This window comes from Burkholderiaceae bacterium (assembly GCA_024235995.1).
Lineage (GTDB): Bacteria > Pseudomonadota > Gammaproteobacteria > Burkholderiales > Burkholderiaceae_C > Ottowia.
In genome coordinates, this window is sequence record JACKLI010000002.1 from 78,860 (window position 1) to 103,680 (window position 24,821).

The 24,821-nt window shown below is 69.1% G+C and carries 28 protein-coding genes and 1 pseudogene; 25 read left to right on the forward strand and 4 right to left on the reverse strand.

The genetic code is table 11. The annotated features are described in order from the left end of the window. Positions 1-55: 55 nt before the first annotated feature. The 16 genes from ubiE to H6927_18135 all read left to right on the forward strand — a co-directional run bounded on the left by ubiE (position 56) and on the right by H6927_18135 (position 13,147). A complete protein-coding gene (gene ubiE / locus H6927_18060) occupies positions 56-790 on the forward strand; it encodes a bifunctional demethylmenaquinone methyltransferase/2-methoxy-6-polyprenyl-1,4-benzoquinol methylase UbiE (protein MCP5219989.1) in 735 nt (244 codons plus the stop codon). Between the two features lie 111 nt (positions 791-901). Beyond that, positions 902-1,876, forward strand: coding sequence for a Tim44 domain-containing protein (locus H6927_18065; protein MCP5219990.1), 975 nt, complete (start codon positions 902-904; stop codon positions 1,874-1,876). Between the two features lie 80 nt (positions 1,877-1,956). Then, the gene (locus H6927_18070; GenBank protein ID MCP5219991.1) at positions 1,957-2,490 is read left to right on the forward strand and encodes a hypothetical protein; all 534 of its coding nucleotides are present in this window, start codon (positions 1,957-1,959) and stop codon (positions 2,488-2,490) included. Continuing rightward, positions 2,487-4,055, forward strand: coding sequence for a ubiquinone biosynthesis regulatory protein kinase UbiB (gene ubiB / locus H6927_18075; GenBank protein MCP5219992.1), 1,569 nt, complete (start codon positions 2,487-2,489; stop codon positions 4,053-4,055). Before H6927_18070 ends, ubiB begins: the two co-directional genes overlap by 4 nt. A 120-nt stretch (positions 4,056-4,175) precedes the next feature. Next, positions 4,176-5,624, forward strand: a complete 1,449-nt coding sequence (locus tag H6927_18080; protein ID MCP5219993.1) for a sodium:solute symporter family protein — start codon at positions 4,176-4,178, stop codon at positions 5,622-5,624. Positions 5,625-5,705: 81 nt separating this feature from the next. Beyond that, complete coding sequence (locus H6927_18085) at positions 5,706-6,050, forward strand: zinc ribbon domain-containing protein (GenBank protein MCP5219994.1); 345 nt, start codon at positions 5,706-5,708, stop codon at positions 6,048-6,050. Positions 6,051-6,068: 18 nt separating this feature from the next. Continuing rightward, on the forward strand, positions 6,069-6,752 hold the full coding sequence (locus H6927_18090; protein MCP5219995.1) for a DUF502 domain-containing protein: 684 nt from the start codon (positions 6,069-6,071) through the stop codon (positions 6,750-6,752). A gap of 30 nt (positions 6,753-6,782) precedes the next feature. Beyond that, positions 6,783-8,576, forward strand: coding sequence for an aspartate--tRNA ligase (aspS, locus tag H6927_18095; GenBank protein MCP5219996.1), 1,794 nt, complete (start codon positions 6,783-6,785; stop codon positions 8,574-8,576). Positions 8,577-8,688: 112 nt separating this feature from the next. After that, complete coding sequence (locus H6927_18100) at positions 8,689-9,000, forward strand: DUF883 family protein (GenBank protein MCP5219997.1); 312 nt, start codon at positions 8,689-8,691, stop codon at positions 8,998-9,000. A 37-nt stretch (positions 9,001-9,037) separates the two neighbouring features. Continuing rightward, a complete protein-coding gene (locus H6927_18105; GenBank protein MCP5219998.1) occupies positions 9,038-9,412 on the forward strand; it encodes a phage holin family protein in 375 nt (124 codons plus the stop codon). Next, the gene (locus tag H6927_18110; protein ID MCP5219999.1) at positions 9,409-9,738 is read left to right on the forward strand and encodes a hypothetical protein; all 330 of its coding nucleotides are present in this window, start codon (positions 9,409-9,411) and stop codon (positions 9,736-9,738) included. Before H6927_18105 ends, H6927_18110 begins: the two co-directional genes overlap by 4 nt. A gap of 22 nt (positions 9,739-9,760) precedes the next feature. Beyond that, the gene (nudB, locus tag H6927_18115) at positions 9,761-10,249 is read left to right on the forward strand and encodes a dihydroneopterin triphosphate diphosphatase (protein MCP5220000.1); all 489 of its coding nucleotides are present in this window, start codon (positions 9,761-9,763) and stop codon (positions 10,247-10,249) included. Next, on the forward strand, positions 10,246-11,019 hold the full coding sequence (locus H6927_18120; protein ID MCP5220001.1) for an endonuclease/exonuclease/phosphatase family protein: 774 nt from the start codon (positions 10,246-10,248) through the stop codon (positions 11,017-11,019). Before nudB ends, H6927_18120 begins: the two co-directional genes overlap by 4 nt. Positions 11,020-11,087: 68 nt before the next feature. Continuing rightward, entirely contained in the window at positions 11,088-11,816 is a 729-nt protein-coding gene (locus H6927_18125) for a GTP cyclohydrolase I (protein ID MCP5220002.1), read from the forward strand. Between the two features lie 4 nt (positions 11,817-11,820). After that, the gene (locus tag H6927_18130; GenBank protein MCP5220003.1) at positions 11,821-12,243 is read left to right on the forward strand and encodes a BLUF domain-containing protein; all 423 of its coding nucleotides are present in this window, start codon (positions 11,821-11,823) and stop codon (positions 12,241-12,243) included. Between the two features lie 22 nt (positions 12,244-12,265). Beyond that, positions 12,266-13,147 (forward strand): EamA family transporter, encoded by an 882-nt coding sequence (locus H6927_18135; protein ID MCP5220004.1) that lies wholly within the window; start codon positions 12,266-12,268, stop codon positions 13,145-13,147. Positions 13,148-13,201: 54 nt separating this feature from the next. Here H6927_18135 and H6927_18140 read toward each other — a convergent pair whose 3' ends face one another. Next, positions 13,202-14,884 carry a SulP family inorganic anion transporter gene (locus tag H6927_18140; protein ID MCP5220005.1) on the reverse strand — a complete coding sequence of 561 codons (1,683 nt, stop codon included), beginning with the start codon at positions 14,882-14,884 and terminating at the stop codon, positions 13,202-13,204. Positions 14,885-14,983: 99 nt separating this feature from the next. Between H6927_18140 and H6927_18145 the strand changes: the two genes are divergently transcribed. Then, a complete protein-coding gene (locus tag H6927_18145; protein MCP5220006.1) occupies positions 14,984-15,577 on the forward strand; it encodes a DUF4124 domain-containing protein in 594 nt (197 codons plus the stop codon). Positions 15,578-15,588: 11 nt separating this feature from the next. On the opposite strand, the gene H6927_18150 is transcribed toward H6927_18145, so the two are convergent. Genes H6927_18150 through H6927_18160 form a run of 3 tightly spaced genes read right to left on the reverse strand, consistent with a single transcriptional unit; the run spans position 15,589 to position 18,928 of the window. Continuing rightward, entirely contained in the window at positions 15,589-16,911 is a 1,323-nt protein-coding gene (locus tag H6927_18150; protein MCP5220007.1) for a sulfatase-like hydrolase/transferase, read from the reverse strand. A gap of 53 nt (positions 16,912-16,964) precedes the next feature. Next, the gene (locus H6927_18155) at positions 16,965-17,939 is read right to left on the reverse strand and encodes a tripartite tricarboxylate transporter substrate binding protein (GenBank protein ID MCP5220008.1); all 975 of its coding nucleotides are present in this window, start codon (positions 17,937-17,939) and stop codon (positions 16,965-16,967) included. A 26-nt stretch (positions 17,940-17,965) separates the two neighbouring features. Next, positions 17,966-18,928, reverse strand: coding sequence for an ABC transporter substrate-binding protein (locus H6927_18160; protein ID MCP5220009.1), 963 nt, complete (start codon positions 18,926-18,928; stop codon positions 17,966-17,968). A 145-nt stretch (positions 18,929-19,073) separates the two neighbouring features. Between H6927_18160 and H6927_18165 the strand changes: the two genes are divergently transcribed. From H6927_18165 to H6927_18200, 8 genes and pseudogenes are all read left to right on the forward strand, one after another. Next, positions 19,074-19,505, forward strand: coding sequence for a MarR family transcriptional regulator (locus H6927_18165; GenBank protein MCP5220010.1), 432 nt, complete (start codon positions 19,074-19,076; stop codon positions 19,503-19,505). Positions 19,506-19,639: 134 nt separating this feature from the next. Next, entirely contained in the window at positions 19,640-20,446 is an 807-nt protein-coding gene (locus tag H6927_18170) for an amino acid ABC transporter substrate-binding protein (protein MCP5220011.1), read from the forward strand. A gap of 31 nt (positions 20,447-20,477) precedes the next feature. Next, complete coding sequence (locus H6927_18175; protein ID MCP5220012.1) at positions 20,478-21,158, forward strand: amino acid ABC transporter permease; 681 nt, start codon at positions 20,478-20,480, stop codon at positions 21,156-21,158. After that, a complete protein-coding gene (locus H6927_18180) occupies positions 21,155-21,901 on the forward strand; it encodes an amino acid ABC transporter ATP-binding protein (GenBank protein ID MCP5220013.1) in 747 nt (248 codons plus the stop codon). The genes H6927_18175 and H6927_18180 overlap by 4 nt, the downstream gene beginning before the upstream one ends. Positions 21,902-22,092: 191 nt before the next feature. Next, positions 22,093-22,296: pseudogene (locus H6927_18185) on the forward strand (site-specific integrase). A 193-nt stretch (positions 22,297-22,489) separates the two neighbouring features. Continuing rightward, positions 22,490-22,912, forward strand: a complete 423-nt coding sequence (locus H6927_18190; protein MCP5220014.1) for a hypothetical protein — start codon at positions 22,490-22,492, stop codon at positions 22,910-22,912. Positions 22,913-22,978: 66 nt separating this feature from the next. Continuing rightward, a complete protein-coding gene (locus tag H6927_18195) occupies positions 22,979-23,374 on the forward strand; it encodes a hypothetical protein (GenBank protein MCP5220015.1) in 396 nt (131 codons plus the stop codon). A 24-nt stretch (positions 23,375-23,398) separates the two neighbouring features. Continuing rightward, entirely contained in the window at positions 23,399-24,814 is a 1,416-nt protein-coding gene (locus H6927_18200; protein ID MCP5220016.1) for an ISL3 family transposase, read from the forward strand. The last annotated feature ends 7 nt before the right edge of the window (positions 24,815-24,821 follow it).

Here is a 24,821-nt window from a genome sequence, read left to right on the forward strand (position 1 = left end):
GCAGGGAAGCCGCATGGTAGCGCCATGCCGGCGCTGGACATCGAGGCAAACTGGCATGACGAGCACGCACTTTGGTTATGAGACGGTCGACGAGCGCGACAAGGCGCGGCGCGTGCGCGGCGTGTTCGACTCGGTGGCCTCGCGCTACGACCTGATGAACGACCTGATGTCGGGCGGCCTGCACCGGCTGTGGAAGCGCTACACGCTGATGGTGGCCAACCCGCAGCCCGGCCAGCGCGTGCTGGACATCGCCGGCGGCACGGGCGATCTGGCGCTGGCCTTTGCCAAAAAAGTGGGCGCCACGGGCGAAGTGGTGCACACCGACATCAACGAGGCCATGCTGCGCACCGGGCGCGACCGCCTGCTGGACGCCGGCACCATCCTGCCCACCGTGGTGTGCGACGCCGAGCGCCTGCCCTTCGACAGCGGCCACTTCGACCTGGTCAGCGTCGCCTTCGGCCTGCGCAACATGACGCACAAGGACGCCGCCCTGCGCGAGATGGCACGCGTGCTGCGCCCCGGCGGGCGCCTGCTGGTGCTGGAGTTCTCGCAGGTGGCCGCGCCGCTGCGCAAGGCGTACGACCTGTATTCGTTCGGCGTGCTGCCGCGCCTGGGGCAGCTGGTGGCCGGCGACGCCGAAAGTTACCGCTACCTGGCCGAATCCATCCGCATGCACCCCGGACAGGCGGAACTCAAGGCCCTGATGAAGGTCAATGGGTTTGGCCACGTGGACTACCACAACCTGACCGCGGGGGTGGTGGCGCTGCATGTCGGCGTCAAATGTGGCTGACGCGCCTGCCGTGGGGCCCCGCAAGGGCCAAAACCAGGACGGCATGCGGGTTTTCAGGCATGATTTGTTTTCGATCGATTCCATCCATCTGACCCAGGGAGATCACCTCGGATGAAGCACCATCACCTTCTTGCGCGCTTGCTGACCCTGCTTTTGGCAGTGTTCCTGGTGGGCGCCTTCAGCTTCGACGCCGAGGCCAAGCGCCTGGGCGGCGGCAAGTCCTTCGGTCGCCAGTCCGGCAACGTCACCCAGCGCCAAGCCACGCCGCCCGCCGCGCCCAGCCAGGCCACCAACCCGGCCAACGCCGCGGGTGCCGGGGCCGCCGGCGCGGCCGCGCGCAAGCCCTGGGCGGGCATGCTGGGCGGCCTGGCCGCCGGTCTGGGCCTGGCCTGGCTGGCCCACTCGCTGGGCCTGGGCGCCGGGTTCGGCAACATCCTGCTGATCGGCCTGCTGGTGCTGGCCGCCATGGCGGTCATCGGCATGCTGCGGCGCGGGCGCCAGGGCGGCGCGGGGCCACGTCCCATGGCCTACCAGGGCGCCGGCGCGGCCGACCCGGTCAGCCCGCCGCAGTACAACCCCACCAAGGTCGGCAACGACGCCTCGGCCCGCCCGTGGGACGTGCAGGGCGCCGCACTGGGCGGCGGCGCGGCCGGCGGCTCCATGATCGGCTCGGCGCTCAAGGGCTCGCAAGGCTGGGGCATTCCGGCCGACTTCGACGTCGCCGGCTTCACCGAGGCCGCCAAGCGCAACTTCATGGCGCTGCAGCAGGCCTGGGACCACTCCGACATTCCCACCCTGCGCGCCATGATGACCGACGAGATGCTGGCCGAAATCCAGAGCCAGCTGGCCGAGCGCGAGCGCACCGCCCCCGGCCAGGCCAACACCACCGAGGTGGCCATGCTGGAGGCCCAGCTGCTGGGCATCGAGGAGCAGGGCGACGTGTACATGGCCAGCGTCGAGTTCAGCGGCATGATCCGCGAGGACGCATCCTCCGGCCTCAACCCCTTCCGCGAGGTCTGGAACATGACCAAGCCCAGGAGCGGGCGCGGCGGCTGGCTGGTGGCCGGGGTGCAGGCCCTGCAATGACGCGGCCCACGACTTGAACGGCGGCGCCTTTCGGGGCGCCGTTTTTTTTTGGTCCATTCGTCATCAATAATCGGGACATCATGAATGCGCCGTCTCCTTTTTCCTTTCTCACCGAGGGCCTGGCCCGGCTCGGCGCGGGCCTGAAGGCTCCCGACTGGCTGGTCGACGAGCTGCAGCACCGCCTGGTGCTGTTTCTCAACCACGTGCTGATGCAGGAGCCCGAGGCCCAGGCGCGGCTGGCGCGCCAGAGCGGGCGCGTGGTCAAGCTGCAGTGGGGGGCGTTCTCGATGCAGCTGGCGGCCACGCCGGCCGGCCTGTGCGAGCGCGCGCCGGTGGCCGAGGCCGACCTGCTCTTGACCGTGACCGACGGCTCGCCGCTGGATTTGCTGAAGGACACGCTGCGCGGCGAGCGGCCCGGCGTGCGCATCGAGGGCGACGTTCAGTTTGCCGCCGAGGTGAGCTGGCTGGTCGACAACGTGCGCTGGGACGCCGAGGAAGACCTGGCCCGCCTGATCGGCGACGCGCCGGCCCACACCCTGGCCGGGGGCGGGCGCGCCATCGCGCAGGCCCTGCGCCAGCTGGCCAGCCGGCTGCCGGGCGTGGGCAAGGCGTGATGCGCCTGGTGCGCGCCATCACCATCGTCTGGGTGGCCCTGCGCCATGGCCTGGACGAGCTGGTGCTGACCAGTTTTCAGCATCCCGGCCTGCGGCTGCTGGGGCGCATCGCCCGCATCGGGCGCGACCTGTCGGCCCCGCGCGGCCAGCGCCTGCGCGAGGCGCTGGAGCAGCTGGGCCCCATCTTCGTCAAGTTCGGCCAGGTGTTGTCCACCCGGCGCGACCTGCTGCCGCTGGACATTGCCGACGAGCTGGCGCTGCTGCAGGACCGCGTGCCGCCCTTTCCGGCCGAGGTGGCCATTGCCACCATCGAGCGGGCGTTCCGTAGGCCGGTGGGCGAGCTGTTCACGCATTTCGAGCGCGAGCCGGTGGCCAGCGCGTCCATTGCGCAGGTGCACTTCGCCACGCTGGTCGACGGGCAGGGCCGCGAGCGCGAGGTGGCCGTCAAGGTGCTGCGCCCGGGCATGCTCAAGGTGATCGAGCAGGACCTGCAGCTGATCCGCATGATGGCCGGCTGGATCGAGCGCCTGTCCGCCGACGGCAAGCGCCTGAAGCCGCGCGAGGTGGTGGGCGAGTTCGACAAATACCTGCACGACGAGCTGGACCTGGTGCGCGAGGCCGCCAGCGCCGCGCAGCTGCGGCGCAACATGGCCGGGCTGAACCTGGTGCTGATCCCCGAGATGTTCTGGGAGCTGTGCCGCTCCGACGTGATCGTGATGGAGCGCATGAGCGGCATCCCGATCGGCCAGGTCGAGCGCCTGCGCGCCGCGGGCGTGGACATCCCGCAGCTGGCGCGCGACGGCGTGACCATCTTCTTCACCCAGGTGTTTCGCGACGGTTTTTTCCATGCCGACATGCACCCGGGCAACATCATGGTCAGCGTCGATCCCGCCACCTTCGGGCGCTACATCTCGCTGGACTTCGGCATCGTCGGCACGCTCACCGAGTACGACAAGGAATACCTGGCGCAGAACTTCACCGCCTTCTTCCGGCGCGACTACAAGCGCGTGGCCGAGCTGCACGTGGAAAGCGGCTGGGTGCCGCCCGGCACGCGCATCGACGAGCTGGAATCGGCCATCCGCAGCGTGTGCGAGCCTTACTTCGACCGCCCGCTCAAGGACATCTCGCTGGGCATGGTGCTGATGCGGCTGTTCCAGACCTCGCGGCGCTTTCACGTCGAGATCCAGCCGCAGCTGGTGCTGCTGCAGAAGACGCTGCTGAACATCGAGGGTCTGGGCCGCGAACTGGACCCCGAGCTGGACCTGTGGAGTACGGCCAAGCCCTTCCTGGAGAAGTGGATGCTCGAGCAGGTGGGCCCCAAGCGCCTGTGGCGCGAGCTGCGCGAGCAGGCGCCGTACTACGCGCGCATGCTGCCCGACCTGCCGCGCCTGCTGCACGAATACCTGCGCCAGAACACCCGCCAGCCCCACGACGCCGAGCTGCGCCTGCTGCTGGCCGAGCAGCGGCGCACCAACCGCCTGCTGCAGGCGCTGCTGTACGGCGCCATCGGCTTCGTGCTGGGGCTGATCGTGATGCAGATCCTGGTGCGGGTGCTGCTTTTTTAAGAAAAAACAGGCTGCAGACAGCACCGGATCTGCGCGAGCAGCTATCAAAAGAAGAGTCGTCAAAAACAGCGACAATCGCGCGTCCGCGCTGACCCCCGTTCCTTGGCCTGGAGACAACGCATGCTGGTGAGCTTCATCGTCCTGTACCTGCTGGCGTCCATCGCCATCGGCCTGCTGGCCGCGCGGCGGGTGCACAACACGGCCGACTACGCGGTGGCCGGGCGCACGCTGCCGCTGGCCGTCGTCATCGCCACCACCTTCGCCACCTGGTTCGGCGCCGAGACGGTGCTGGGCGCGCCGGCGCGCTTCGTCAAGGAGGGGCTGGGCGGCACGGTGGAAGACCCGTTCGGCGCCGGGCTGTGCCTGGTGCTGGTGGGCGTGTTCTTCGCGCGCAAGCTGTACGCGATGGACATCATCACCATCGGCGACTACTACCGCCGGCGCTTCGGCCGCACGGTCGAGGTGCTGTGCTCGGCCATCATCATCTTCAGCTACCTGGGCTGGGTGGGCGCGCAGGTGACGGCGCTGGGCCTGGTGTTCAACCTGCTGAGCAGCGGCGCCATCCCGCTGGCCTGGGGCATGGTCATCGGCACCCTGATCGTGCTGGTCTACACGCTGTACGGCGGCATGTGGTCGGTGGCGCTGACCGACTTCGTGCAGATGATCGTCATCACCGTCGGCCTGGTGCTGATCGCCTGGTACGCGGGCGAGCTGGCGGGCGGCGCCGGCAAGGTGATCGACTACGCCGCGCGCGAGGGCAAGTTCCAGTTCTTTCCCACCGGCGGCGTCAAGAAGTGGACCTTCTTCTTGGCCGCCGCCATAACCATGATGCTGGGCTCCATCCCGCAGCAGGACGTGTTCCAGCGCGTGATGTCCTCCAACAGCGCCCGGACGGCGCGCCGCGGCCCGGTGATCGGCGGGCTGCTGTACATCGCGTTTGCCTTCGTGCCCATGTTCGTGGTCATCGCCGCGCTGCTGGTTATGCCCGGCACCGCCGGCCTGCTGGCCGACGACCCGCAGAAGGTGCTGCCCACCCTGGTGATGCAGCACATGCCGGTGGCGCTGCAGGTGGCGTTCTTCGGCGCGCTGCTGTCGGCCATCATGTCCACCGCCTCGGCCACCCTGCTGGCGCCCTCGACCACCTTCGTCGAGAACATCCTGCGCAATCTCAAGCCCGGCATGAGCGACGCCCAGACGCTCAAGGCCATGCGCATCAGCGTGCTGGTGTTCACCGTCTGCGTGCTGATCTACTCGATCACCATGGAAGGCTCGTCGATCTACGAGCTGGTGTCGGGGGCCTACCAGCTGCCGCTGGTCGGCGCCTTCGTGCCGCTGGCCTTCGGCGTCTACTGGAAGCGCGCCACCACCCAGGGCGCGCTGCTGGCCATGGCGCTGGGCATCGGCGTGTGGCTGCTGTTCGTCGCCAGCCCCATGCTGAACGAGGCCTTTCCGCAGCAGCTGGCCGGCGTGCTGGCCGCGCTGGCGGGCATGGTGGCCGGCTCGCTGGCGCCGCAGTGGCTGCCCGACCACAAGGGCCACGTCCACCACTACGCCGCCAGCGCGGGGTGAGGGCGTATCCGGCCGGGCCGTGCATGCATGGGACGCGGCCTATAATTTAAGGTTTTTCGTCCGACTGAAAGTCGTGTCGTCATGCCCATTTATGCGTACAAGTGCACCGCCTGCGGCTTTGCCAAGGACGTGCTGCAAAAACTCTCCGATGCCCCGCTGACGGTCTGCCCCTCCTGCGGCCAGCCGCGCTTTGCCAAGCAGGTGACGGCGGCCAGCTTTCAGCTCAAGGGCTCGGGCTGGTACGTGACCGACTTCCGCAACGAGGGCAGCGCGCCGGCCGCCGACGGCAAGGCGGCTGGCAACGAGGGCGGCACGGGCGCGGCCCCTGCGCCGGCGGCCGAGGCTCCCGCGGTGGCGGCGCCATCGCCCGCCCCGGCACCGGCCCCCGCGCCCGCCCCGGCGGCCGGCGGCTCGGCCACCACCTGACACCCGCGCCGCCCGTCCATGATGTCCCGCCTGCGGCAATACTTCATCACCGGCCTGTTGGTGTGGTTGCCCATGAGCGTCACCGTGTGGGTGCTGCTGTGGCTGGTGGGCCTGCTCGACGGCGTGTTTCGCGGCGTGCTGACGGCCTTCGAGACCATGGTGCCGCCGCTGCAGCCGCTGGCCACTCAGCTGCGCCACGTGCCCGGCCTGGGCGTGATCCTGGTGGCCATCGTCATCGTCGCCACGGGCCTGTTCGTGGCCAACATGTTCGGCCAGTGGGCGGTGCGCCAGTGGGACCGGCTGATGGCGCGCATTCCGGTGGTGCGCAGCATCTACACCAGCGTCAAGCAGGTGTCGGACACGCTGTTTTCCGGCTCGGGCCACGCGTTTTCCAAGGCGCTGCTGATCCAGTACCCGCGCCATGGCGCCTGGACCATCGCCTTTCTCACCGGCCAGCCCAGCGGCGAGGTGGCGGCCCACCTGGGCGAAGGCCACCTGAGCGTGTACGTGCCCACCACGCCCAACCCGACCTCGGGTTTTTTCCTGATCGTGCCGCGCGCCGACGTGGTGGAGCTTGCCATGAGCGTGGACGAGGCGCTCAAGTACGTCATCTCCATGGGCGTGGTCGCGCCGCCGCCGGCGCGCGTGCCGCTGTCGCCGCCGGTGCTTCCCGAGCGCGCGGCGGCGCACCCCGATCCCTGATTCACCGACCGTCCGAAAGTCTCCCTGCCCATGTCCATGCGTAGCCATTACTGCGGTCTCGTGACCGAAGCCCTGCTGGGCCAAACCGTCAGCCTGTGCGGCTGGGTCAACCGCCGGCGCGACCACGGCGGTGTCATCTTCATCGACCTGCGCGACCGCGAGGGCTACGTGCAGGTGGTGTGCGACCCCGACCGCCCCGAGATGTTCAAGGTGGCCGAGGACATTCGCAACGAGTTCTGCGTGCGCGTGGTGGGCCTGGTGTGCGCGCGCCCGGCGGGCACCGTCAACGAGCAGCTCAAGAGCGGCCAGATCGAGGTGCTGTGCCAGGAGCTGACGGTGCTCAACGCCTCGGTCACGCCGCCGTTTCCGCTGGACGACGACAACCTGTCGGAGACCACGCGCCTGACGCACCGCGTGATGGACCTGCGCCGCCCGGCCATGCAGCGCAACATGATGCTGCGCTACAAGACGGCGATCCAGGTGCGCAACTTCCTCGACCAGCAGGGTTTCGTCGACATCGAGACCCCCATGCTGGGCAAGAGCACGCCCGAGGGCGCGCGCGACTACCTGGTGCCCAGCCGCGTACACGACGGCCAGTTCTACGCGTTGCCCCAGTCGCCCCAGCTGTACAAGCAGATGCTGATGGTGGCGGGCTACGACCGTTACTACCAGATCACCAAGTGCTTCCGCGACGAGGACCTGCGCGCCGACCGCCAGCCCGAGTTCACGCAGATCGACTGCGAGACCTCGTTCCTGGACGAGGAGGAAATCCGCGCCATCTTCCAGCGCATGATCAAGGAAGTGTTCCAGGCGCAGCTGGGGGTGGACCTGGGCGAGTTCCCCGTCATGGCCTACGGCGAGGCCATGCACCGCTTCGGCTCCGACAAGCCCGATTTGCGCGTCAGGCTCGAGTTCACCGAACTCACCGACGTCATGAAGGACGTGGACTTCAAGGTCTTTTCCGGCCCGGCCACCACGCCGGGCGGGCGCGTCGTGGCCCTGCGCGTGCCTGGCGGCGCGCAGATCTCGCGCGGCGAGATCGACGGCTACACCGAGTTCGTCAAGATCTACGGCGCCAAGGGCCTGGCCTGGATCAAGGTTAACGAGGTGGCCAAGGGTCGCGAGGGCTTGCAGTCGCCCATCGTCAAGAACATCCACGACGCGGCGCTGGCCGAAATCATCCGCCGCACCGGCGCGCAGGACGGCGACGCGCTGTTCTTCGGCGCCGACAAGGCCAAGATCGTCAACGACGCCATCGGCGCGCTGCGCCTGAAGATCGGCCACAGCGAATTCGGCAAGAAAAGCGGCCTGTTCGAGGACCGCTGGGCGCCGCTGTGGGTGGTTGACTTTCCGATGTTCGAGCACGACGAGGAAGACGACCGCTGGGTGGCCGTGCACCACCCTTTCACTTCCCCCAAGGACGGCCACGAGAACCTGATGGACACCGACCCTGGCAAATGCATCGCCAAGGCCTACGACATGGTGCTCAACGGCTGGGAGCTGGGTGGCGGCTCGGTGCGCATCCACCGCGCCGAGGTGCAGAGCAAGGTGTTTGCCGCGCTCAAGATCGGCCCCGAGGACGCGCGTGCCAAGTTCGGCTACCTGCTCGATGCGCTGCAGTACGGCGCGCCCCCGCATGGCGGCCTGGCCTTCGGCCTGGACCGGCTGATCACCCTGATGACCGGCGCCGAATCCATCCGCGACGTGATCGCCTTCCCCAAGACCCAGCGCGCGCAGGACCTGCTGACGCAGGCGCCTTCGCCCGTGGACGAAAAGCAGCTGCGCGAGCTGCACATCCGGCTGCGCAACCCCGCCGCGGCGTAGCCGAGCCCGCGTCGCGCCCCTGGCCTTGGGGCGTGGCCGCGGTGTGGCCGGAAAGCCTCTGCTACGATGAATTCTTTGTCAAGGAGGTCCCCTGATGTCCAACCTGTCCGAGATGGCCGACACCGCCGTGGAAGCCAAGGAAGAGCTTGCCGCCAACCTGCGCCGCGTGATTTCCGACGCCGAGGATTTGCTGGCCGCCACCGCCGGTGACAGCGACAGCCGCATCACCGAGCTGCGCGCGCGCGCCAAGCAGAACCTGGCGGTGGCGCGCGAGAAGCTGGCCGACGCTGACGCCGCCCTGCGCGCGGGCGCCCGCCGCGCGATGAACGCCACCGACGACTACGTGCACGAGAACCCCTGGTCCTCCATCGGCGCCGCGGCCGCCGTCGGCATGCTGATCGGCGTGCTGCTGGGCCGTCGTTGAGCCGGGCACGCGGACCCAAGGCTTCGGCGGGCGCGGCGTGAGCGCAGGCACCGAAGGCACCCTGGCGCGGGTGCGCCAGTTGCTGGCCGACGCGGTCGAGCTCGTCCAGGTGCGGCTGGAGCTGCTCAGCCTGGAGGCGCGCGAGGACATCGGCCAGCTGCTGGCGCTGGGCCTGCAGGCCGCACTGGCGGTGGTGCTGCTCAGCTTCGGCCTGATCTTCCTGGCGCTGTTTCTCACCGTCCTGCTGTGGGACAGCCAGCGCCTGCTGGCCCTGGGCATCTTCACCACCGCCTTCCTGGGCGGCGGCGCGGTGCTGGCCTTGCTGGCCTGGCAGCGCCTGCGCCGCGGGCTGCGCCTGTTCCGCTCCAGCATCCAGGAGCTGCAGGCCGACCGGGAGCGGCTGCGTTCATGACCGACGGCACCTCCCATGCCCGTGCGCGCGAGCGGGCCGCCCGGCGCGAGCACCTGCTGCTGCGCTCGGCCCAGCTGCGCGAGCAGATCGGCGCGCGCGCCCAGGTGTTGCGCCCGGCCTTTCGCGCCGTCGACCGGGTGCGTGGCGGCGCGCGGGCGGTGCGCAGCCAGCGCAGCTGGGTGCTGCTGGGCGCCGCCGCCCTGGCCGGCGCGGCGCTGGTGCGCCCGCGCCTGGTGATGGGCCTGGGCGCGCGCGCCTGGGCCGGCTGGCAGGCGTACCGGCGCGTGCAGCCCGTCGCGCGCGCGCTGCTGCGTCAGTTGATGTGATCCAGCGAGGGCCCGCGCCATCATGCCGCAGCCCAAGACCACGCCCAGGCCCTACAAGATTCCCCAGTCGGTGCTGGTGGTGATCCACACCGCCGCGCTGGACGTGCTGCTGCTGCGCCGCGCCGACATCGAGGCCGAGTTCTGGCAGTCGGTCACCGGCAGCAAGGACTGCGAGGACGAACCCCTCGCCCAGACGGCGGTGCGCGAGGTGCGCGAGGAGACGGGGCTGGATGCCACCGCGCCGGGCTGCGCGCTGACCGACTGGAACCTGGAAAACGTCTACGACATCTACCCGCGCTGGCGTGCGCGCTACGCGCCGGGCGTGACGCGCAACGTCGAGCACGTGTTCGGCCTGCGCGTGCCCGCCGGCGCGGCGGTGCAGCTGAATGCGCGCGAGCACACGGACTACGTGTGGCTGCCCTGGCGCGCGGCGGCCGACCGCTGCTATTCCTACACCAACGCCGAGGCCTGCCTGCTGCTGCCGCGCTTCGCCCAGGGGGCGGCGCCATGATCGAGGCCCCGTCCGGCGACATCCTGGGGCCGCAGCGCCTGCGCGTGGCCACCTACAACATCCACAAGGGCGTGCAGGGCATCGGGCCGGCGCGCCGCCTGGAGATCCACAACCTGGCGCTGGCCGTCGACAGCCTGGACGCCGACATCGTCTGCCTGCAGGAGGTGCGCGCCGAGAACCGCCGCGAGGCGCAGTACTTCGAGCGCTGGCCGGCGCTGCCGCAGGCCGATTTTCTGGCGCCGCTGGGCTACGAGGCGGCCTACCACACCAACGCCGTCACCAGGGACGGCGAGCACGGCAACGCGCTGCTCACGCGCTGGCCCATCATCCACGTGCGGCACGAGAACATGTCCGACCACCGCTTCGAGCAGCGCGGCCTGCTGCACGCCGAGCTGCGCGTGCTGGGCGCGCCGCTGCACGTCATCGTGGTGCACTTCGGCCTGATTCCGGCCAGCCGCCTGCGCCAGGCGCTGCAGCTGCGCCGCTACATCGCGCGCGAGGTGCCGCTGGACGAGGCCTTGCTGGTGGCGGGCGACTTCAACGACTGGGGCACGCGCGTGCAGCGCCTGCTGCGCGTGGACGCGCTCAAGGGCTTCGAGGGCGAGCGCACGCTGACCTACCCCTCGCGCTTTCCGGTGGCGCAGCTGGACCACATCTACGCCCGCGGCATGCTGCCGCTGAGCCTGCAGGCGCCGCGCGGGCGGGTGTGGCGGCGCATGTCGGATCACCTGCCGCTGATCGCGGAGTTTCAGCTCGCAGCCCATGTCTGACAAGCGCAGCATGCTCTCAAAATCATAGTTCTACGCGCCCGCGCCGCTGCTGCTACCATCACCGCTTCATGAGCCGCATTCTCCCCGCCACCCCCTTGCACGCCGCGTCCGCCGACGAGGGAACCCCCGTCTCGGTCAAGATTCGCGAGCGCATCCGCGCGGCCGGCCAGCGTTTCAACGCCAACGACAACATCGCCGAGTTCATCCAGCCCGGCGAGCTCGAGCGCCTGCTCGACGAGGTCGAAGGCAGGATGCAGGCGGTGCTCGACAGCCTGGTGATCGACACCGAGCGCGACCACAACACCGACAAGACCGCCCGCCGCGTGGCCAAGATGTACCTCAACGAGGTGTTCCACGGCCGCTACACGCCCGCGCCCACGATCACCGAGTTTCCCAACGCCGAGCACCTCAACGAGCTGATGATCGTCGGCCCCATCACCGTGCGCTCGGCCTGCAGCCACCACCTGTGCCCCATCATCGGCAAGCTGTGGATCGGCGTGATGCCCAACGAGCACACCAACGTCATCGGCCTGTCCAAGTACGCGCGCCTGGCCGAGTGGATCATGGGCCGCCCGCAGATCCAGGAAGAGGCCGTGGTGCAGCTGGCCGACCTGATCCAGCACAAGACCAAGCCCGACGGCCTGGCGCTGGTCATGCAGGCCTCGCACTTCTGCATGGCCTGGCGCGGCGTCAAGGACATGGACAGCAAGATGATGAACTCCGTCATGCGCGGCGTGTTCCTGAAGGACGCCAACCTGCGGCGCGAATTCTTGTCCCTCATTCCCCGGGAAGCCTGAGACCATGCTGGTACGCCTGCTTTACGCCAGCCGCGCGGTGGACAACACCCAGCCGGCCGTGCAAGCCATTCTCGAATCGGCCCGGCGCCACAACCAGGACAGCGGCGTGACCGGCATCCTGGTGTATGGCGGCGGCGTGTTCATGCAGGCCATCGAGGGCGGCCGCCAGGCGGTGAGCGACCTGTACGGCACCATCTCGCGCGACGCGCGCCACAAGGACGTGGTGCTGCTGCACTACGAGGAAATCGTCGAGCGCCGTTTCGGCGGCTGGACCATGGGCCTGGTGGACGTCAGCCGCGTCAACGCCAGCGTGCTGCTCAAATACTCCGAGCGCGCCGAGCTCGACCCCTACGCCGTCTCCGGCAAGGTGTCGATGGCCTTGCTCGACGAGCTGATGGCCACGGCCAGCATCCTGTGCCATACCTGAACACCTGAGCCTCTGACCCGCCATGTCGGCGCAGGCGCTGGCCCTGGTGCTGCTGGCCGGCCTGATCCATGCCGGCTGGAACATCATGGCCAAGAAAACGGGCGGCGACGCCCGTTTTGCCTTCTTCACCTCGGTGTGGATGTTCATCGTCTGGGCGCCGTTGGGCCTGTGGCTGGGCTGGGGCGCCGTGCCGGCCTGGGGCGCGGCCGAATGGGCCGTGGTGGGCGTCAGCGCCGTGCTGCACGTGGTGTATTTCGTCACCCTGCTGCGCGGCTACCGCGCCGCCGACCTGACGGTGGTGTACCCGCTGGCGCGCGGCACCGGGCCGCTGCTGTCGTCCATCGGCGCGGTGCTGCTGCTGGGCGAGGCCGTCACCCTGCCTGGCGTGCTGGGGGTGCTGGGCGTGGTGCTGGGGGTGGTCTTGATCGCGGGGGGCGCGCGGCTGTGGCGCCCCGCCGCTTCGTCCGCAGCACGGGTGCAACTGCACCGCGGCCTGACTTACGGCCTGCTTACCGGCGTGTGGATTGCCGCCTACACCGTGGTGGACGGCTACGCGGTGAAGGTGCTGGTGCTTTCGCCCATCCTGGTGGATTACGTGGGCAATGCCGGGCGCGTGCTGCTGCTGGCGCCCGTGGCCTGGCGCGACCGCGCCGCCACCGCGCGGCTGTGGCGCGCGCAGTGGCGCGGCGCTTTGGTCGTGGGCCTGTTCAGCCCCGTGGCCTATGTGCTGGTGCTCTACGCCGTGCAGCAGGCGCCGCTGTCGCACGTGGCGCCGGCGCGCGAGGTGTCGATGCTGTTTGCCGCCCTGATCGGCGGGCGCCTGCTGGGCGAGGGCGACCGCGTGGTGCGCGTGGCGGGGGCGCTGCTGATCGGCGCGGGCGTGGTGTTGCTGGCGCTGGGTTGAATTGAACCAAATCAACCGCTTGCCCGCATGGAACAAGCGCGAAAAGCTATTGATTTATGAGCATTGGGCGACTGCGCCGGCGGGCTGCTGCAGCGCGGCCAGCGCCTCGGCGTCGGTGCGCCACAGCTGCAGCAGCGGCGAGGGCACCAGGGCGCCGGCGGCGCGCAGTACCTGGTCGGCCGGCAGCTTCAGGCCGCTGACCAGCAGGCGCACGCCGCGCTGCTCCAGCAAGGCCAGCACGCGGGCAAACACCTCGGCGCCGGTGGCGTCGATGTGGTTGATGGGCTGCGCCAGCAGGCAGACCTGGCGGGTGCCGGGGTGCTCGCTCAGGTACTCCACCACGCAGCGTTCGAAGGCGCCGGCGCTGGCAAAGTCCAGCGCCGCGTCCATGCGCAGGGCCAGCGTGTGCGGCGCCAGCGGCGGCAACTGCCACAGGTGGCGGTCGCGCAGGGTGCCGTCGGGGTGCAGGCCCACCTCGATGATGCGCGGGTGCAGGTTGCGGTACAGGTAGTGCGACAGCGCCATCAGCACGCCGGCCAGCACGCCCCAGTACAGCCGCGGCGCGGCGGCGATGGTGATGGCAAACGTCAGCGCGGCGATCACGCCCTCCACGCGCGAGATGCGCCACAGGCGCACGAACTCGCGCGGCCGGATCAGCCCCACCACGGCCACCACCACGATGGCCGCCAGCACCGCCTGCGGCACGTGGCGCAGCGTCGGCGTGAACAGCAGCAGCGCCAGCAGCACCACCGCCACCGAGAAGACCGTGGCCCAGCCGGTCTGCGCACCGGCGTACAGGTTGAGCGCCGAGCGCGAGAACGACGAGCTGGTGGCAAACGCGCCCGACAGGCCCGAGGCGATCTTGGCCAGGCCCTGGCCGATCAGGTCCTGGTCCTGGTCCCAGCGCTCGCCCTTGCGCTGGTTGTCCACCTTGGCGCTGGAGGCGGTCTCCAGAAAGCTGATCAGGGTGACCACCAGCGTGGGCAGCACCAGCTGCCCCAGCGCCTGCCAGCCCGGCCAGGTGGGGATGTACAGCGAGGGCAGGCCCGAGGGCAGCGCGCCGATCACCTTGCCGCCCGTGGCCTCGAAGCCGGTCAGCCAGCTCACGCCGGCGGCGATCAGCACGATCACCAGGATGCTGGGAAAGGCCGGGCGCCAGCGCCGCGCCAGCCACAGCAGCGCCAGCGACGCCAGTCCGAAGGCCGCCGCCGCGGGGTTGATGGCCGGCTGCGCCAGCAGGCCCGTCCAGCCGCCGGCCAAGCCCAGCAGCGCCGGCAGCTGCGAGCTGACGATCAGCACCGCCGCCGCCTGCGTGAAGGCCGTCAGCACGGGCGAGTTGACCAGGTTGAGCAGCCAGCCGAAGCGCGCCAGGCCCAGCGCCGCCTGCAGCGCGCCCGACAGCAGCGCCAGCCACACCGCCAGGTCCACCCACTCGGGGCTGCCCGGCTGCGCCAGCGGCGCCAGGCCGGCGTAGATCAGCAGGCTGGTCAGGGCCACCGGTCCCACCGACAGCCGCGCCGAGGCCGAGAACAGCACCGCCACCAGCGCCGGCAGCAGCGAGGCGTAGATGCCCGTGATCAGCGGCATGCCGGCCAGCTGCGCATAGGCCACGCCTTGCGGGATCACCATCAGCCCCACCGTCAGGCCGGCCAGGGCCTCGCCCCGCAACAAGGCCCGGGTCGGGCGCGGCCAGCGCAGAAAGGGCAGGCGACGGGTCAGGCCGGGGGGCAGGGACATGGGGTGTCGTGGATGTCAGCGCGGGCGAGCGTCGGACGTTACATTGCGCAGGTGCGCCGCAAAAAACGCGCGCGTGTCACTGTCCTTGTCGGGAGAACGATGATACCCATCCCCACCTCGCGCTGGCTGCCGGGCGCGCTCGCCACTCTTGTCGCCCTGGCGCTGGGCCTGCCCTTGGCCGCCGCCGCCCAGGCCTACAAATGCGTGGACGCGGCCAGCGGGCGCACGCTCTACACCGACCAGCCCTGCAAGGGCGGCGCCACCGTGGTGCCCAGGCCCACCGACGAGCAGCTGCGCCTGGACGCCGAGCGTGCGCAGCAGGCGCGCGAGCGCGGCCTGCAGGAGCGCGAGCAGGCTGTGCAGCGCGAGCAGGACCGGCTGGACGCGGCGCGAGCCGCCGAGGCGCAGCGCCCGCCGCCCGTGCCACCGTCCGAGTCGGCGGCCTGCCGCGTGGCGCGCGAGGAGGCGAGCTTTCGCGCCGCCAGCGTGACGGCCAGCGAGGAGCAGATCCGCACCGCCCGCGCCAACGCCGCGCTGGCCTGCGGGCAGCCCGCGCCGCCCGAGATCGTGGTGGCGCCACCGCCGCGCTGGCGCCCGCACCCCTGGCCCGACCGGCCGCCGCCCGTGCGGCCGCGCCCGGTGGCCTCGCAGCCCAGCTACGCGCCGGGCACCGAGCCGCTGCCGATGCGTTGACGTGAAGCCCTTCAACGCTGGGGCATGTCCTTGTAGGAGTAGCCCAGGCTGATCGTGGCGTCCTCGGGGATGGGCGGCATGCTGTCGTTCCAGGCCTGCCAGTCGGCGCGCATCGTCTGCAGCCGCTCGGGCTCCTTCCTGGCCAGGTTGGCGCGCTCGCGCTCGTCCTGCGGGATGTTGAACAGGTACTCGTTGTCGTCCACCTTCAGGTACTTCCAGTCGCCCACGCGCAGCGCGCGCTGGTCGCGGTGGTTCATGCGGAAGTGCAGCGGGCGCTCGAACTGGTGCGCCGCATCGCGCAGCACCGGCAGCAGCGACACGCCGTCCAGCGGATAGCCGGGGTGCGCGGCCACGCCGGCCGCCGCCAGCATGGTGGCCGACCAGTCCATGGTCATGCACAGCTGCCGGCTCACGCCGCCGGGCCGGATGACGGCGGGCCAGTGCGCGATCCAGGGCACGCGGATGCCGCCCTCGGTCAGGTCCATCTTGCCGCCCACCAGCGGCCAGTTGTCCGAGAAGCGCTCGCCGCCGTTGTCGCTGGTGAACACGACCAGGGTGTCGTCCAGCTGGCCGGTGCGGCGCAGCGCGTCCATGATCCAGCCGATGCCCTCGTCCATGTGGTGGATCATGCGGCGATAGACGTGGATGTTGCCCGCCGCCAGGTCGAACAGGTTGTCCTTGATGGTCGGTGCGCGCTCGGCGTCGTCGCGTGTCTCCCACGGCCAGTGCGGCGCGGTGTAGTGCAGGCTGATGAAAAACGGTGCGTCCTGCGCGGCCATGCGCTCGACGTAATCGACCGTGCGGCGCGACAGCAGGTCGGTCAGGTAGCCGTCCTCGTGGTGCTCCACGCCGTTGCACCACAGATCGTGCTGGCCGCTGGAGTCGCAGTGGGTGAAGTAGTCCACCCCGCCGGCCAGCGGGCCGTAGCATTCCTCGTAGCCCGACTGCTGCGGCCCGAAGTGCGGCCCGAAGCCCAGGTGCCACTTGCCGATCAGCGCCGTGCGGTAGCCCGCGCCGCGCAGCAGCGAGGGCAGGGTGGGGTGATCGGGCGGCAGGCCCAGCGTGGTGCTGCCGCGGCTCTTGCTGTTGATGGGCTCCTCGGCCGCGCCGCGCAGGCGGTACTGGTAGCGCGCCGTCATCAGCGCAAAGCGCGTGGGCGAGCACACCGGCGAGTTGCTGTAGCCCTGGGTCAGCAGCAGCCCTTGCGCGGCCAGGCGGTCGAGCACCGGCGACACCGGGCCCCAGGGCTCGTCGCGCCCGCCGTAGCAGCCCAGGTCGGCGTAGCCCAGGTCGTCGGCGACGATGTAGAGGATGTTGGGTCGTTTGATGGTCATATCGTCTGTTTGCCCGGATACATCAAGCGCAAGCAGCTATCAAAAACAGAGTATCACTCGACGTGCATGCCGGTGGCGCGGATCACCCGCTCGTAGCGCTGCGACAGCTCGGCGATGCGCTGGCTGGCCGCGGCGCCGGTCAGTCCCTCTTGGAACAGGTCCAGATCGACCAGGCGCTTCTTCACCTCGGGCTGCGCCAGCGCGTCGGCGAAGGCCTTTTGCAGCGTTTGCACCACGGCATCGGGCGTGGCCGCGGGGACCATGGCGAGGTACAGCACCTCCTGCTCCAGGTTCTTGTGGCCGGCCTCGGCCACGGTGGGGATGTCGGGGGCCAGCGCCGATCGCTGGCGGCTGGTGACGGCCAGCGCGGTGATCTTGCCGGCCTTGACGAAGGGCAGCATGCCGGGCGTGGCCAGCACGCCGCCGTCCACCTCGCCCGCCAGCACGGCGTTGACGGCGGGGCTGTTGCCCTTGTAGGGGATCTGCGTGATCTTCATGCCGGTGTCTTCCTTCATCATCTCTACCGCCAGGTGGCCGGGGCTGCCCGAGCCGGCGGAGGCGAAGTTGATGTTCTTCTTCTGACCGGCTGCGACCAGCTCGGCCAGGGTCTTGTAGCCGGTCTTGGGATGCACGCCCACCAGCATGCCCGATGAGGCCATCACCATCACCGGCCTGAAGTCGGCCGGCTTGAAGGGCAGCGATTTGTAGATGTGCGGGTTGACGGTGAAGGCGGTGTCGATGCCGATCAGCAGGGTGTAGCCGTCGGGCTCGCTCTTGGCCACCGCGTCGGCGCCGATGTTGCCCGAGGCGCCGGGTTTGTTCTCGATGATGAAGCTCTGCTTGAGCGTTTTTTGCAGCTCGGCGGCGATCGAGCGGGCGATGATGTCCGAGGGCCCGCCGGGCGGGAAGTTGTTGACGATCCGGACCGTCCTGGCAGGGTAGCTGCCCTGGGCCAGCGCGGGGGCGACCAGGGCGGCGGCGCACAGCGCGGCCAGGGCGCCGCGCCAAAGGCGTTTCGTCGTGAGCATGATGGAAGGCGTCCTGCGTTCGTCGATCAGGGTTGGTAGCCCGACTGCTGCACCACCGGCGCCCACTGCGCGCGGTAGGCCTTGAGCATGGCGGCGGTCTGCGCCGCCGTGGCCGACACCGGCACCATCTTGGCGTCGTGGAACTTGCGCCGCGTGTCCTCGTCCTTCATCACCTCGGCAATGGCCTGCGACAGGCGCGCCACCTCGGCCTTGGGCATGCTGGCCGGGGCGAAGAAGGCGTTCCAGCCGGTGGCCACCAGATCCAGCCCCGACTCCTTGTAGGTCGGCACGTCCGGCGCGAAGCCGGAGCGCTTGGCGCCCGAGCTGGCCAGGATGTGCAGCTTGCCCGCCTCGTGCTGGGGCAGCAGGGTGTCCAGCGTGTCGAAGGCCACCGGCACCTGGCCGCCGATCAAGTCGGTCATCAGCGGCCCCGAGCCGCGGTAGCCCACCACCTGGCCCTTCACATGCGCCTTCTCGCTGGTCATCAGGGCAAAGAAGTGCGGCAGGCTGCCGGTGGCCGGCACGCCGAAATTGGCCTGCTTGGGGTTGGCGCGCAGCCAGGCCAGCAGGTGCGACAGCGACTTGACCGGCACGGCGGTGGCCACCGCGGCGCCGAACTCGTATTCGCTGACCTGCGCCACGGGCTGGAAGTCGGCCTGCGGGTCGTAGCCCGCGTCCTTGAACACCAGCGGCGCCACCACGATGGTGGCCGGGTTGGCCAGCACCAGTTCGCGCCGGCTGGCGGGCGCCAGCTTGCTTTGCTGCATGGCCAGGCGCCCGCCGGCGCCGGTCTTGTTCTCGACCACCACCACCTCGCCCAGCTTGGCGCCCAGCTTGTCGCCGATGATGCGGGCGGTGCGGTCGCTGGAGCCGCCGGGCGCGTAGGGCACGACCAGATGCAGGGGGCCCTTGTCCTGGCTCCAGGCGGGGGCGACGATGGAAGCTGCGGCCAGCGCGGCGGCGGATTTCAGTGCGGAGCGTCGGAGCATGGCGAGGGGTTCCCTTCCTGGGTTGAGCAAAATGACCGGGGTCAAGCACTGTAGGCGCGTACCCTTGAATTGACAAAATCAATCCATCCCCGGAATTTCCCCAATGACCCCACGCGATCTGCTCCATCCCCAGACCCTGGACGACATGCTGCTGTACGTGATGTGGCAGCTGCAGGCCTGCGCGGGCAGCGTGGTGGTGCGCCTGTGCGAGGGCGAGTTCGGCATCACGCGGCGCGAGTGGCGCGTGCTGGCGCAACTGGCCGCGCACGAGGGCGTGCAGTCCTCCGAGCTGGCGCGCCACGCCTCGCTGGACCGCGCCCGCACCTCGCGCGCGCTGACGGGCCTGGTGGCCAAGGGCCTGGTCGAACGCACGCCGCGCGAGGGCGATCGGCGCGAGGTCCTGGTGCACCTGACGGCGCAGGGCCGCGCGCTGCACGCCGCCCTGCTGCCGCGCGTGGCGCAAATCAACCGCGAGCTGCTGTCGGCCCTGGACGAGGGCGAGGTGCGCCAGCTGGTACGGTTTTTGGAGCGCCTGCAGCGGCAGGCCGAGGCGATGCGGGCCGATCGGGCGCCGTAGCCGGCGGTCGAGCCGCGCGGCGGCATATGCACATCGCCAAAGAGTCTTTGGGGCCACGCCCAGCGGTTCTTACAATTTCAGGTCTGTCGGGCGGCCATGGGCGGGACGCGCCCCTTTGTTGGAGAATTTGCATCATGAACATTTTGAAGAAGCTGTTGCTGGCCCTGGGCCTGGGCGCCGGTCTGGGCATGCTGGCGGCCGCGCCGGCCCTGGCGGCGAGCGACGACCTGGCCGCGATCCAGAAGGCCGGCGTGATCCGCATCGGCACCGAAGGCACCTACGCGCCCTTCACCTACCACGAGACCTCGGACAACAAGCTGGTCGGCTTCGACGTCGACATTGGCCGCGCGATCGCCGCCAAGCTGGGCGTCAAGCCCGAGTTCGTCGAAGGCAAGTGGGACGGCCTGATTGCCGGCCTGAACGTCAACCGCTACGACGTGGTGATCAACCAGGTCGGCATCTCGGCCGAGCGCCAGGCCAAGTACGACTTCTCCAAGCCTTACATCGCCTCGGCCGCCGCGCTGATCGTGCGCGCGGACAACAACGCCATCCACGGCTTTGCCGACCTGAAGGGCAAGCGCTCGGCCAACAGCATCAGCAGCAACTTCGCCAAGCTGGCCGAGCGCAACGGCGCCGAGGTGGTGGCGGTGCAGGGCTTCAACGACGCCGTGGCGCTGCTGCTGGCGGGCCGCGTGGACGCCACCGTCAACGACTACCTGTCCTACCTGGACTTCAAGAAGCAGCAGCCCCAGGCCAAGCTGAAGGTGGTGGCGCGCGACGACAGCGCCGAGTTCGGCCGCTCCGGCGTGCTGATGCGCAAGGGCCAGCCGCAGCTGAAGGCCGCCATCGACAAGGCCATCGACGCCCTCATCGCCGACGGCACGTACAAGAAGATCTCCGAGCAGTATTTCGGCGAAGACCTCGCGTCCAAGATCCGCTGATCGCGTCCCGTCGCACACCGACTGAGGGATCGTGCCGGACTGGCTGCTCCTGATGTGGCAATCCCTCGGGCCTTTGCTGGTCGGGGGAATCAAGTTCACGGTGCCGCTGGCGCTGCTGTCGTTTGCCGCCGGCCTGGTGCTGGCTTTCGCGGCCGCGCTGGCGCGCCTGTTCGGGCCTGCGCCGCTGGTGGCGCTGGTGCGCTTTTACATCTGGCTGATCCGCGGCACGCCGCTCTTGGTGCAGCTGTTCGTCATCTTCTACGGCCTGCCCAGCGCGGGCATCGTGCTCGACCCGCTGGTGGCGGCGCTGATCGGCTTTTCGCTCAACATCGGCGCCTACAACGCCGAGGTGATCCGCGGCGCCATCGAGGCCATCCCCCGCGGCCAGTGGGACGCCGCCTACTCGCTCAGCATGACGCGCGCGCAGGCGCTGCGCCGCACCATCCTGCCGCAGGCCGCGCGCGTGGCCGTGCCGCCGCTGGCCAACTCCTTCATCGCGCTGGTCAAGGACACGTCACTCGCCGCGGTCATCACCGTGCCCGAGATCTTCCAGGCCGCGCAGCGCATCGCCTCGGTCACCTACGAGCCGCTGGTGCTGTACGTCGAGGCGGCGCTGATCTACCTGGTGCTGTGCTCGGTGCTGTCGTCGCTGCAGGGGCGGCTGGAGCGTTATTTCAGCCGCCACGCGGTGTTTGCCGAGGGCCAGCGATGATCGCGCTGCAGGGCATTGGCAAGTCGTTTGCCGGGCACGCGGTGCTGCGCGCGGTCAGCGTGGACATCGCGCCAGGCCAGGTCACGGCGCTCATTGGCCCCTCGGGCAGCGGCAAAAGCACGCTGCTGCGCTGCGTCAACCTGCTGGAGCAGCCCGACGCCGGCAGCCTGACGATCGGCGCGCAGACCGTGCGCTTCAGCCCCGGCGTGCGCCTGCCCCATGCGGCGGTGCAGGGCATTCGCCAGCAGACCGGCATGGTGTTCCAGAACTTCCAGTTGTTTGCGCACCAGACGGCGCTGCAGAACGTGATGGAAGGCCTGCTCACTGTCAAGCGCTGGGAACCGGCGCGCGCGCGTGACCGCGCCCTGCAACTGCTCGACAAGGTGGGCTTGCGCGCCAAGGCCGACGCCTGGCCCGCCAGCCTGTCGGGCGGCCAGCAGCAGCGCGTGGCCATTGCGCGCGCGCTGGCGCCCGAGCCGGCGGTGCTGCTGTGCGACGAGCCCACCTCCGCGCTCGACCCCGGCCTGGCCGCCGAGGTGGTGGCCGTGCTGAGCGATCTGGCCCGCGAAGGCATGACCATGCTGATGGCCACGCACGATTTGCGCCTGGCCGCGCAGGTGGCCAGCCACACGGTGTTCCTGCTGGATGGCGCGGTGGTGGAGGCCGGCCCATCCAAGGCCATCTTCGAGGCCGCCCAGGACCCGCGCACACGCCAGTTCGTGACGACGCTGGCGAGCGGCTGAGTGCCGGTTTTCAAATCCAAAGCAAAAAGCCCAAGCGAATCGATCGCTTGGGCTTTTTGCCGGATGTCCTGGTCGGGGTGAGAGGATTCGAACCTCCGGCCTCTACGTCCCGAACGCTTAGCCCTTGTGCGGATTCTATTGGTGTTTTAAGGTGCTTCCAGATTTGTTGGGACAAATTTGGGACACGGGACATGGGAACGATCACGAAACGCGGGGAGTTGCAGTGGCAGGCGAAGGTGAGGCGCAGGGGCTTCCCCACGCAGACGCGCACCTTCTCGTACAAGGAGGACGCCGAGAAGTGGGTGAGGACCGTCGAGCGCGAGCTGGAGACATCGGGTTTCGTGGATCGCCGTGAGGCCGACAAGAACACGCTCGGCGAAGTGCTCAGAAGGTATCACATCGACGACGACGGCGTGATTCACGGCGGTGACGGTGAGCAGCTGTTGATTCATCAGCACAACTGAGCCAGTGATCACGTTGAATATTGAGCCACTGGGTTGATGGATTCTGGCTCTCCGGAATAACTTGTGGAACAGGTGACCATGCAGTATCCTCCTGAGTCGGATTTTCGTGTGGAAAGGAAACCAAGTGAAACTGCATCCTAAGACCGCCGCCCTTGTGGACCGGTTCGCCGCAGCTCTGAAGGAAAAACTCGCCGCCGCAGAGGAGAAGTACGGCTACTCCGACGGGTGGGCGACTGACGACTGGATGGGCGAGTGTCGCAAGGAACTGCGGAAGCACGTTGCAAAAGGGGACCCACTGGATGTGGCGGCCTACTGCGCATTCCTGTGGCATCACGGCGAGGCGACCACCGGCCCATGTCCGCACGCAGACTACTGCAACGAGACGGGCTCCTGCGCGAACGGATGCGATGACCGGATGCCTCGGCTGACGGACCAAGATGTGGCCGACTGCTTGGGTCGGTCGTTCGATGCGGCGGGGAATATCCTGCCCAGCACCTTCGCACGCGAGGTTCTCCGGGCGGCTCAAGTCTTGGTCCGAGAGAAGTGAATTGACTGCCTTTTTCTTCATCTGCGCAGCCCTGTACTGCGCGTGGTTCATCCTGAGGTTCCTGCTATGAACGAGAATTACGAGGGCGCGCTGGCCAAGATTGACGCTGCAAGGAAACTGGCCCGGCAGACGATGGCGAAGCATGGCAAAGAGGAGGTGTGCGACCCGCCAATGGGCATCGACACGCCCCAGAGGCCGGCGCTGCCGGCTTGGCAGGACGTGTTGGGCGCTGCCGAGCAGCTCGTCCGGCAGAAGCCCGCCTTCCCCAAGTACATCAAGGGCACGGTCTTGGAGAACGATGTGCCGGTGTGGATTGCCACCTTCACCCAGCAAATGCTGGTGCGCGAGCTGTCTCGCATCCGGGCTGTCATCGCTTCCGACCGCTGTGACGGTGATACCGACTACGCAGCGGGAGCCAACGCCGCCCGAGCCAAGTACCTCGCCGCCATTGACAAGCGGTGACCCCATCCACACGACAATCCGGGGATGACGGACATCCTCGACCTGAAGGGCTGGACGGTGCTGGGTCGCACCGAGGAGGACGGGGCGGACGTGCTGGAGGCGGAGTACCCGCTGCCCATGCCTACCGCCTGCCCAAAGTGCGGCACCCTCGACTGCATCTACCGGCACGGCACCAAAGCTACTACTTACGTCGACATTCCGATGCGCGGGAAGCCGGCCAAGCTGCGGGCGAAGGTCCAGCGATACCGGTGCACCTCCTGCAAGGAGACCTTCCTGCAGCCGCTGGGCGGCATCTTGGAGGGCCGGCGCATGACGGAGCGCTGCGCCACCTACATCAAGGCCCACAGCCTGCGGGACACCTTCACCCGCATCGCGGAGAACGTGGGGTGCGACGACAAGACGGTCCGGACGCTGGGGGCGGAGTACATGGCCGAACTGGAGGCCAGCCACCGGCCGGAGATGCCAGACTGGCTGGGCATCGACGAGACCCAAATCGACGGGAAGATGCGCTGCGTCCTGACGGACATCGGGGAGCGCCGCATCCTCGACATGCTGCCGGACCGGGACAAGGCGACCTTGGCGGGGTGGCTGCACCGGTTCAAGGACCGGCACTGGGTCAAGGGCGTGGCCATCGACATGTGGCGGCCGTACCGGGACGTGTCGCACCAGATGTTCCCTGGCCGACCGGTGGTCATCGACAAGTTCCACGTCGTCCGCATGGCGAACTACTGCATGGAGCGGGTCCGCATCCGGCTCCAGAAGCAGCGCAAGGCTGGCGAGCGGCGCCTGTGGCTCCAGTCCAAGGCGATGCTGAACATGCGGTACGCCAAGCTGGCCGAGAAGGGCCGGTTCAATCTGGACATGTGGCTGGCCAACGAGCCCGAGCTGGCCGCCGCCTACGGGCTGAAAGAGGCGTTCTACAACATCTACGACCTGCCCAAGGCGCAGGCCGTGGCGGCCTTCGACGCCTTCCCGGGGACCATCCCAGCCAGCCTGAAGGCGGACTTCAAGACTCTCACGACCGCCATGAAGAACTGGCGGACGGAGATTCTGGCGTACTTCGACCACCCCATCACCAACGCCTACACCGAGGCGCTGAACGGGGTCGCCAAGACCATCAACCGGCAGGGCCGGGGGTACACCTTCGAGGTGCTGCGCGCCCGTCTCCTGTACGGCAAGGGGCCGCTGGAGCCGTGGCGGCTGGCGACCGTCTACCCTGCCAACCCCACCCAGTTGCAGCTCCTGAAGCGGGAACAGGGCAACCGGTGCCAGAGCTGCGGCTGCGAGCTGGGACGGACCAAGGACGACAAGGCGAACGTGGTCGTTCTGGTGCGCGGCAACACCCGCCGGCAGCAGCTCATTTGCGGGCTGTGCAACGTCGGTTTCCACACGGAGGCACTCAATCACCGGAAGCCTCCTTCAACACAGAAATCCGGATAGCCTGGAT

What these genes read in the sequence shown, in the direction of transcription:
- nudB (MCP5220000.1), top strand. Translation starts at nt 9,761, where the DNA reads ATGCCGCAGCCCAAGACCACGCCCAGGCCCTACAAGATTCCCCAGTCG.
- H6927_18165 (MCP5220010.1), top strand. Translation starts at nt 19,074, where the DNA reads ATGCTGCTGTACGTGATGTGGCAGCTGCAGGCCTGCGCGGGCAGCGTG.
- H6927_18080 (MCP5219993.1), top strand. Translation starts at nt 4,176, where the DNA reads ATGCTGGTGAGCTTCATCGTCCTGTACCTGCTGGCGTCCATCGCCATC.
- H6927_18140 (MCP5220005.1), bottom strand. Translation starts at nt 14,884, where the DNA reads ATGTCCCTGCCCCCCGGCCTGACCCGTCGCCTGCCCTTTCTGCGCTGG.
- H6927_18070 (MCP5219991.1), top strand. Translation starts at nt 1,957, where the DNA reads ATGAATGCGCCGTCTCCTTTTTCCTTTCTCACCGAGGGCCTGGCCCGG.
- H6927_18100 (MCP5219997.1), top strand. Translation starts at nt 8,689, where the DNA reads ATGGCCGACACCGCCGTGGAAGCCAAGGAAGAGCTTGCCGCCAACCTG.
- H6927_18195 (MCP5220015.1), top strand. Translation starts at nt 22,979, where the DNA reads ATGAACGAGAATTACGAGGGCGCGCTGGCCAAGATTGACGCTGCAAGG.
- H6927_18155 (MCP5220008.1), bottom strand. Translation starts at nt 17,939, where the DNA reads ATGCTCACGACGAAACGCCTTTGGCGCGGCGCCCTGGCCGCGCTGTGC.
- H6927_18065 (MCP5219990.1), top strand. Translation starts at nt 902, where the DNA reads ATGAAGCACCATCACCTTCTTGCGCGCTTGCTGACCCTGCTTTTGGCA.
- H6927_18160 (MCP5220009.1), bottom strand. Translation starts at nt 18,928, where the DNA reads ATGCTCCGACGCTCCGCACTGAAATCCGCCGCCGCGCTGGCCGCAGCT.
- H6927_18110 (MCP5219999.1), top strand. Translation starts at nt 9,409, where the DNA reads ATGACCGACGGCACCTCCCATGCCCGTGCGCGCGAGCGGGCCGCCCGG.
- H6927_18170 (MCP5220011.1), top strand. Translation starts at nt 19,640, where the DNA reads ATGAACATTTTGAAGAAGCTGTTGCTGGCCCTGGGCCTGGGCGCCGGT.
- H6927_18135 (MCP5220004.1), top strand. Translation starts at nt 12,266, where the DNA reads ATGTCGGCGCAGGCGCTGGCCCTGGTGCTGCTGGCCGGCCTGATCCAT.
- ubiE (MCP5219989.1), top strand. Translation starts at nt 56, where the DNA reads ATGACGAGCACGCACTTTGGTTATGAGACGGTCGACGAGCGCGACAAG.
- H6927_18130 (MCP5220003.1), top strand. Translation starts at nt 11,821, where the DNA reads ATGCTGGTACGCCTGCTTTACGCCAGCCGCGCGGTGGACAACACCCAG.
- H6927_18150 (MCP5220007.1), bottom strand. Translation starts at nt 16,911, where the DNA reads ATGACCATCAAACGACCCAACATCCTCTACATCGTCGCCGACGACCTG.
- H6927_18125 (MCP5220002.1), top strand. Translation starts at nt 11,088, where the DNA reads ATGAGCCGCATTCTCCCCGCCACCCCCTTGCACGCCGCGTCCGCCGAC.
- H6927_18180 (MCP5220013.1), top strand. Translation starts at nt 21,155, where the DNA reads ATGATCGCGCTGCAGGGCATTGGCAAGTCGTTTGCCGGGCACGCGGTG.
- H6927_18145 (MCP5220006.1), top strand. Translation starts at nt 14,984, where the DNA reads ATGATACCCATCCCCACCTCGCGCTGGCTGCCGGGCGCGCTCGCCACT.
- aspS (MCP5219996.1), top strand. Translation starts at nt 6,783, where the DNA reads ATGTCCATGCGTAGCCATTACTGCGGTCTCGTGACCGAAGCCCTGCTG.
- H6927_18200 (MCP5220016.1), top strand. Translation starts at nt 23,399, where the DNA reads ATGACGGACATCCTCGACCTGAAGGGCTGGACGGTGCTGGGTCGCACC.
- H6927_18085 (MCP5219994.1), top strand. Translation starts at nt 5,706, where the DNA reads ATGCCCATTTATGCGTACAAGTGCACCGCCTGCGGCTTTGCCAAGGAC.
- H6927_18120 (MCP5220001.1), top strand. Translation starts at nt 10,246, where the DNA reads ATGATCGAGGCCCCGTCCGGCGACATCCTGGGGCCGCAGCGCCTGCGC.
- H6927_18090 (MCP5219995.1), top strand. Translation starts at nt 6,069, where the DNA reads ATGATGTCCCGCCTGCGGCAATACTTCATCACCGGCCTGTTGGTGTGG.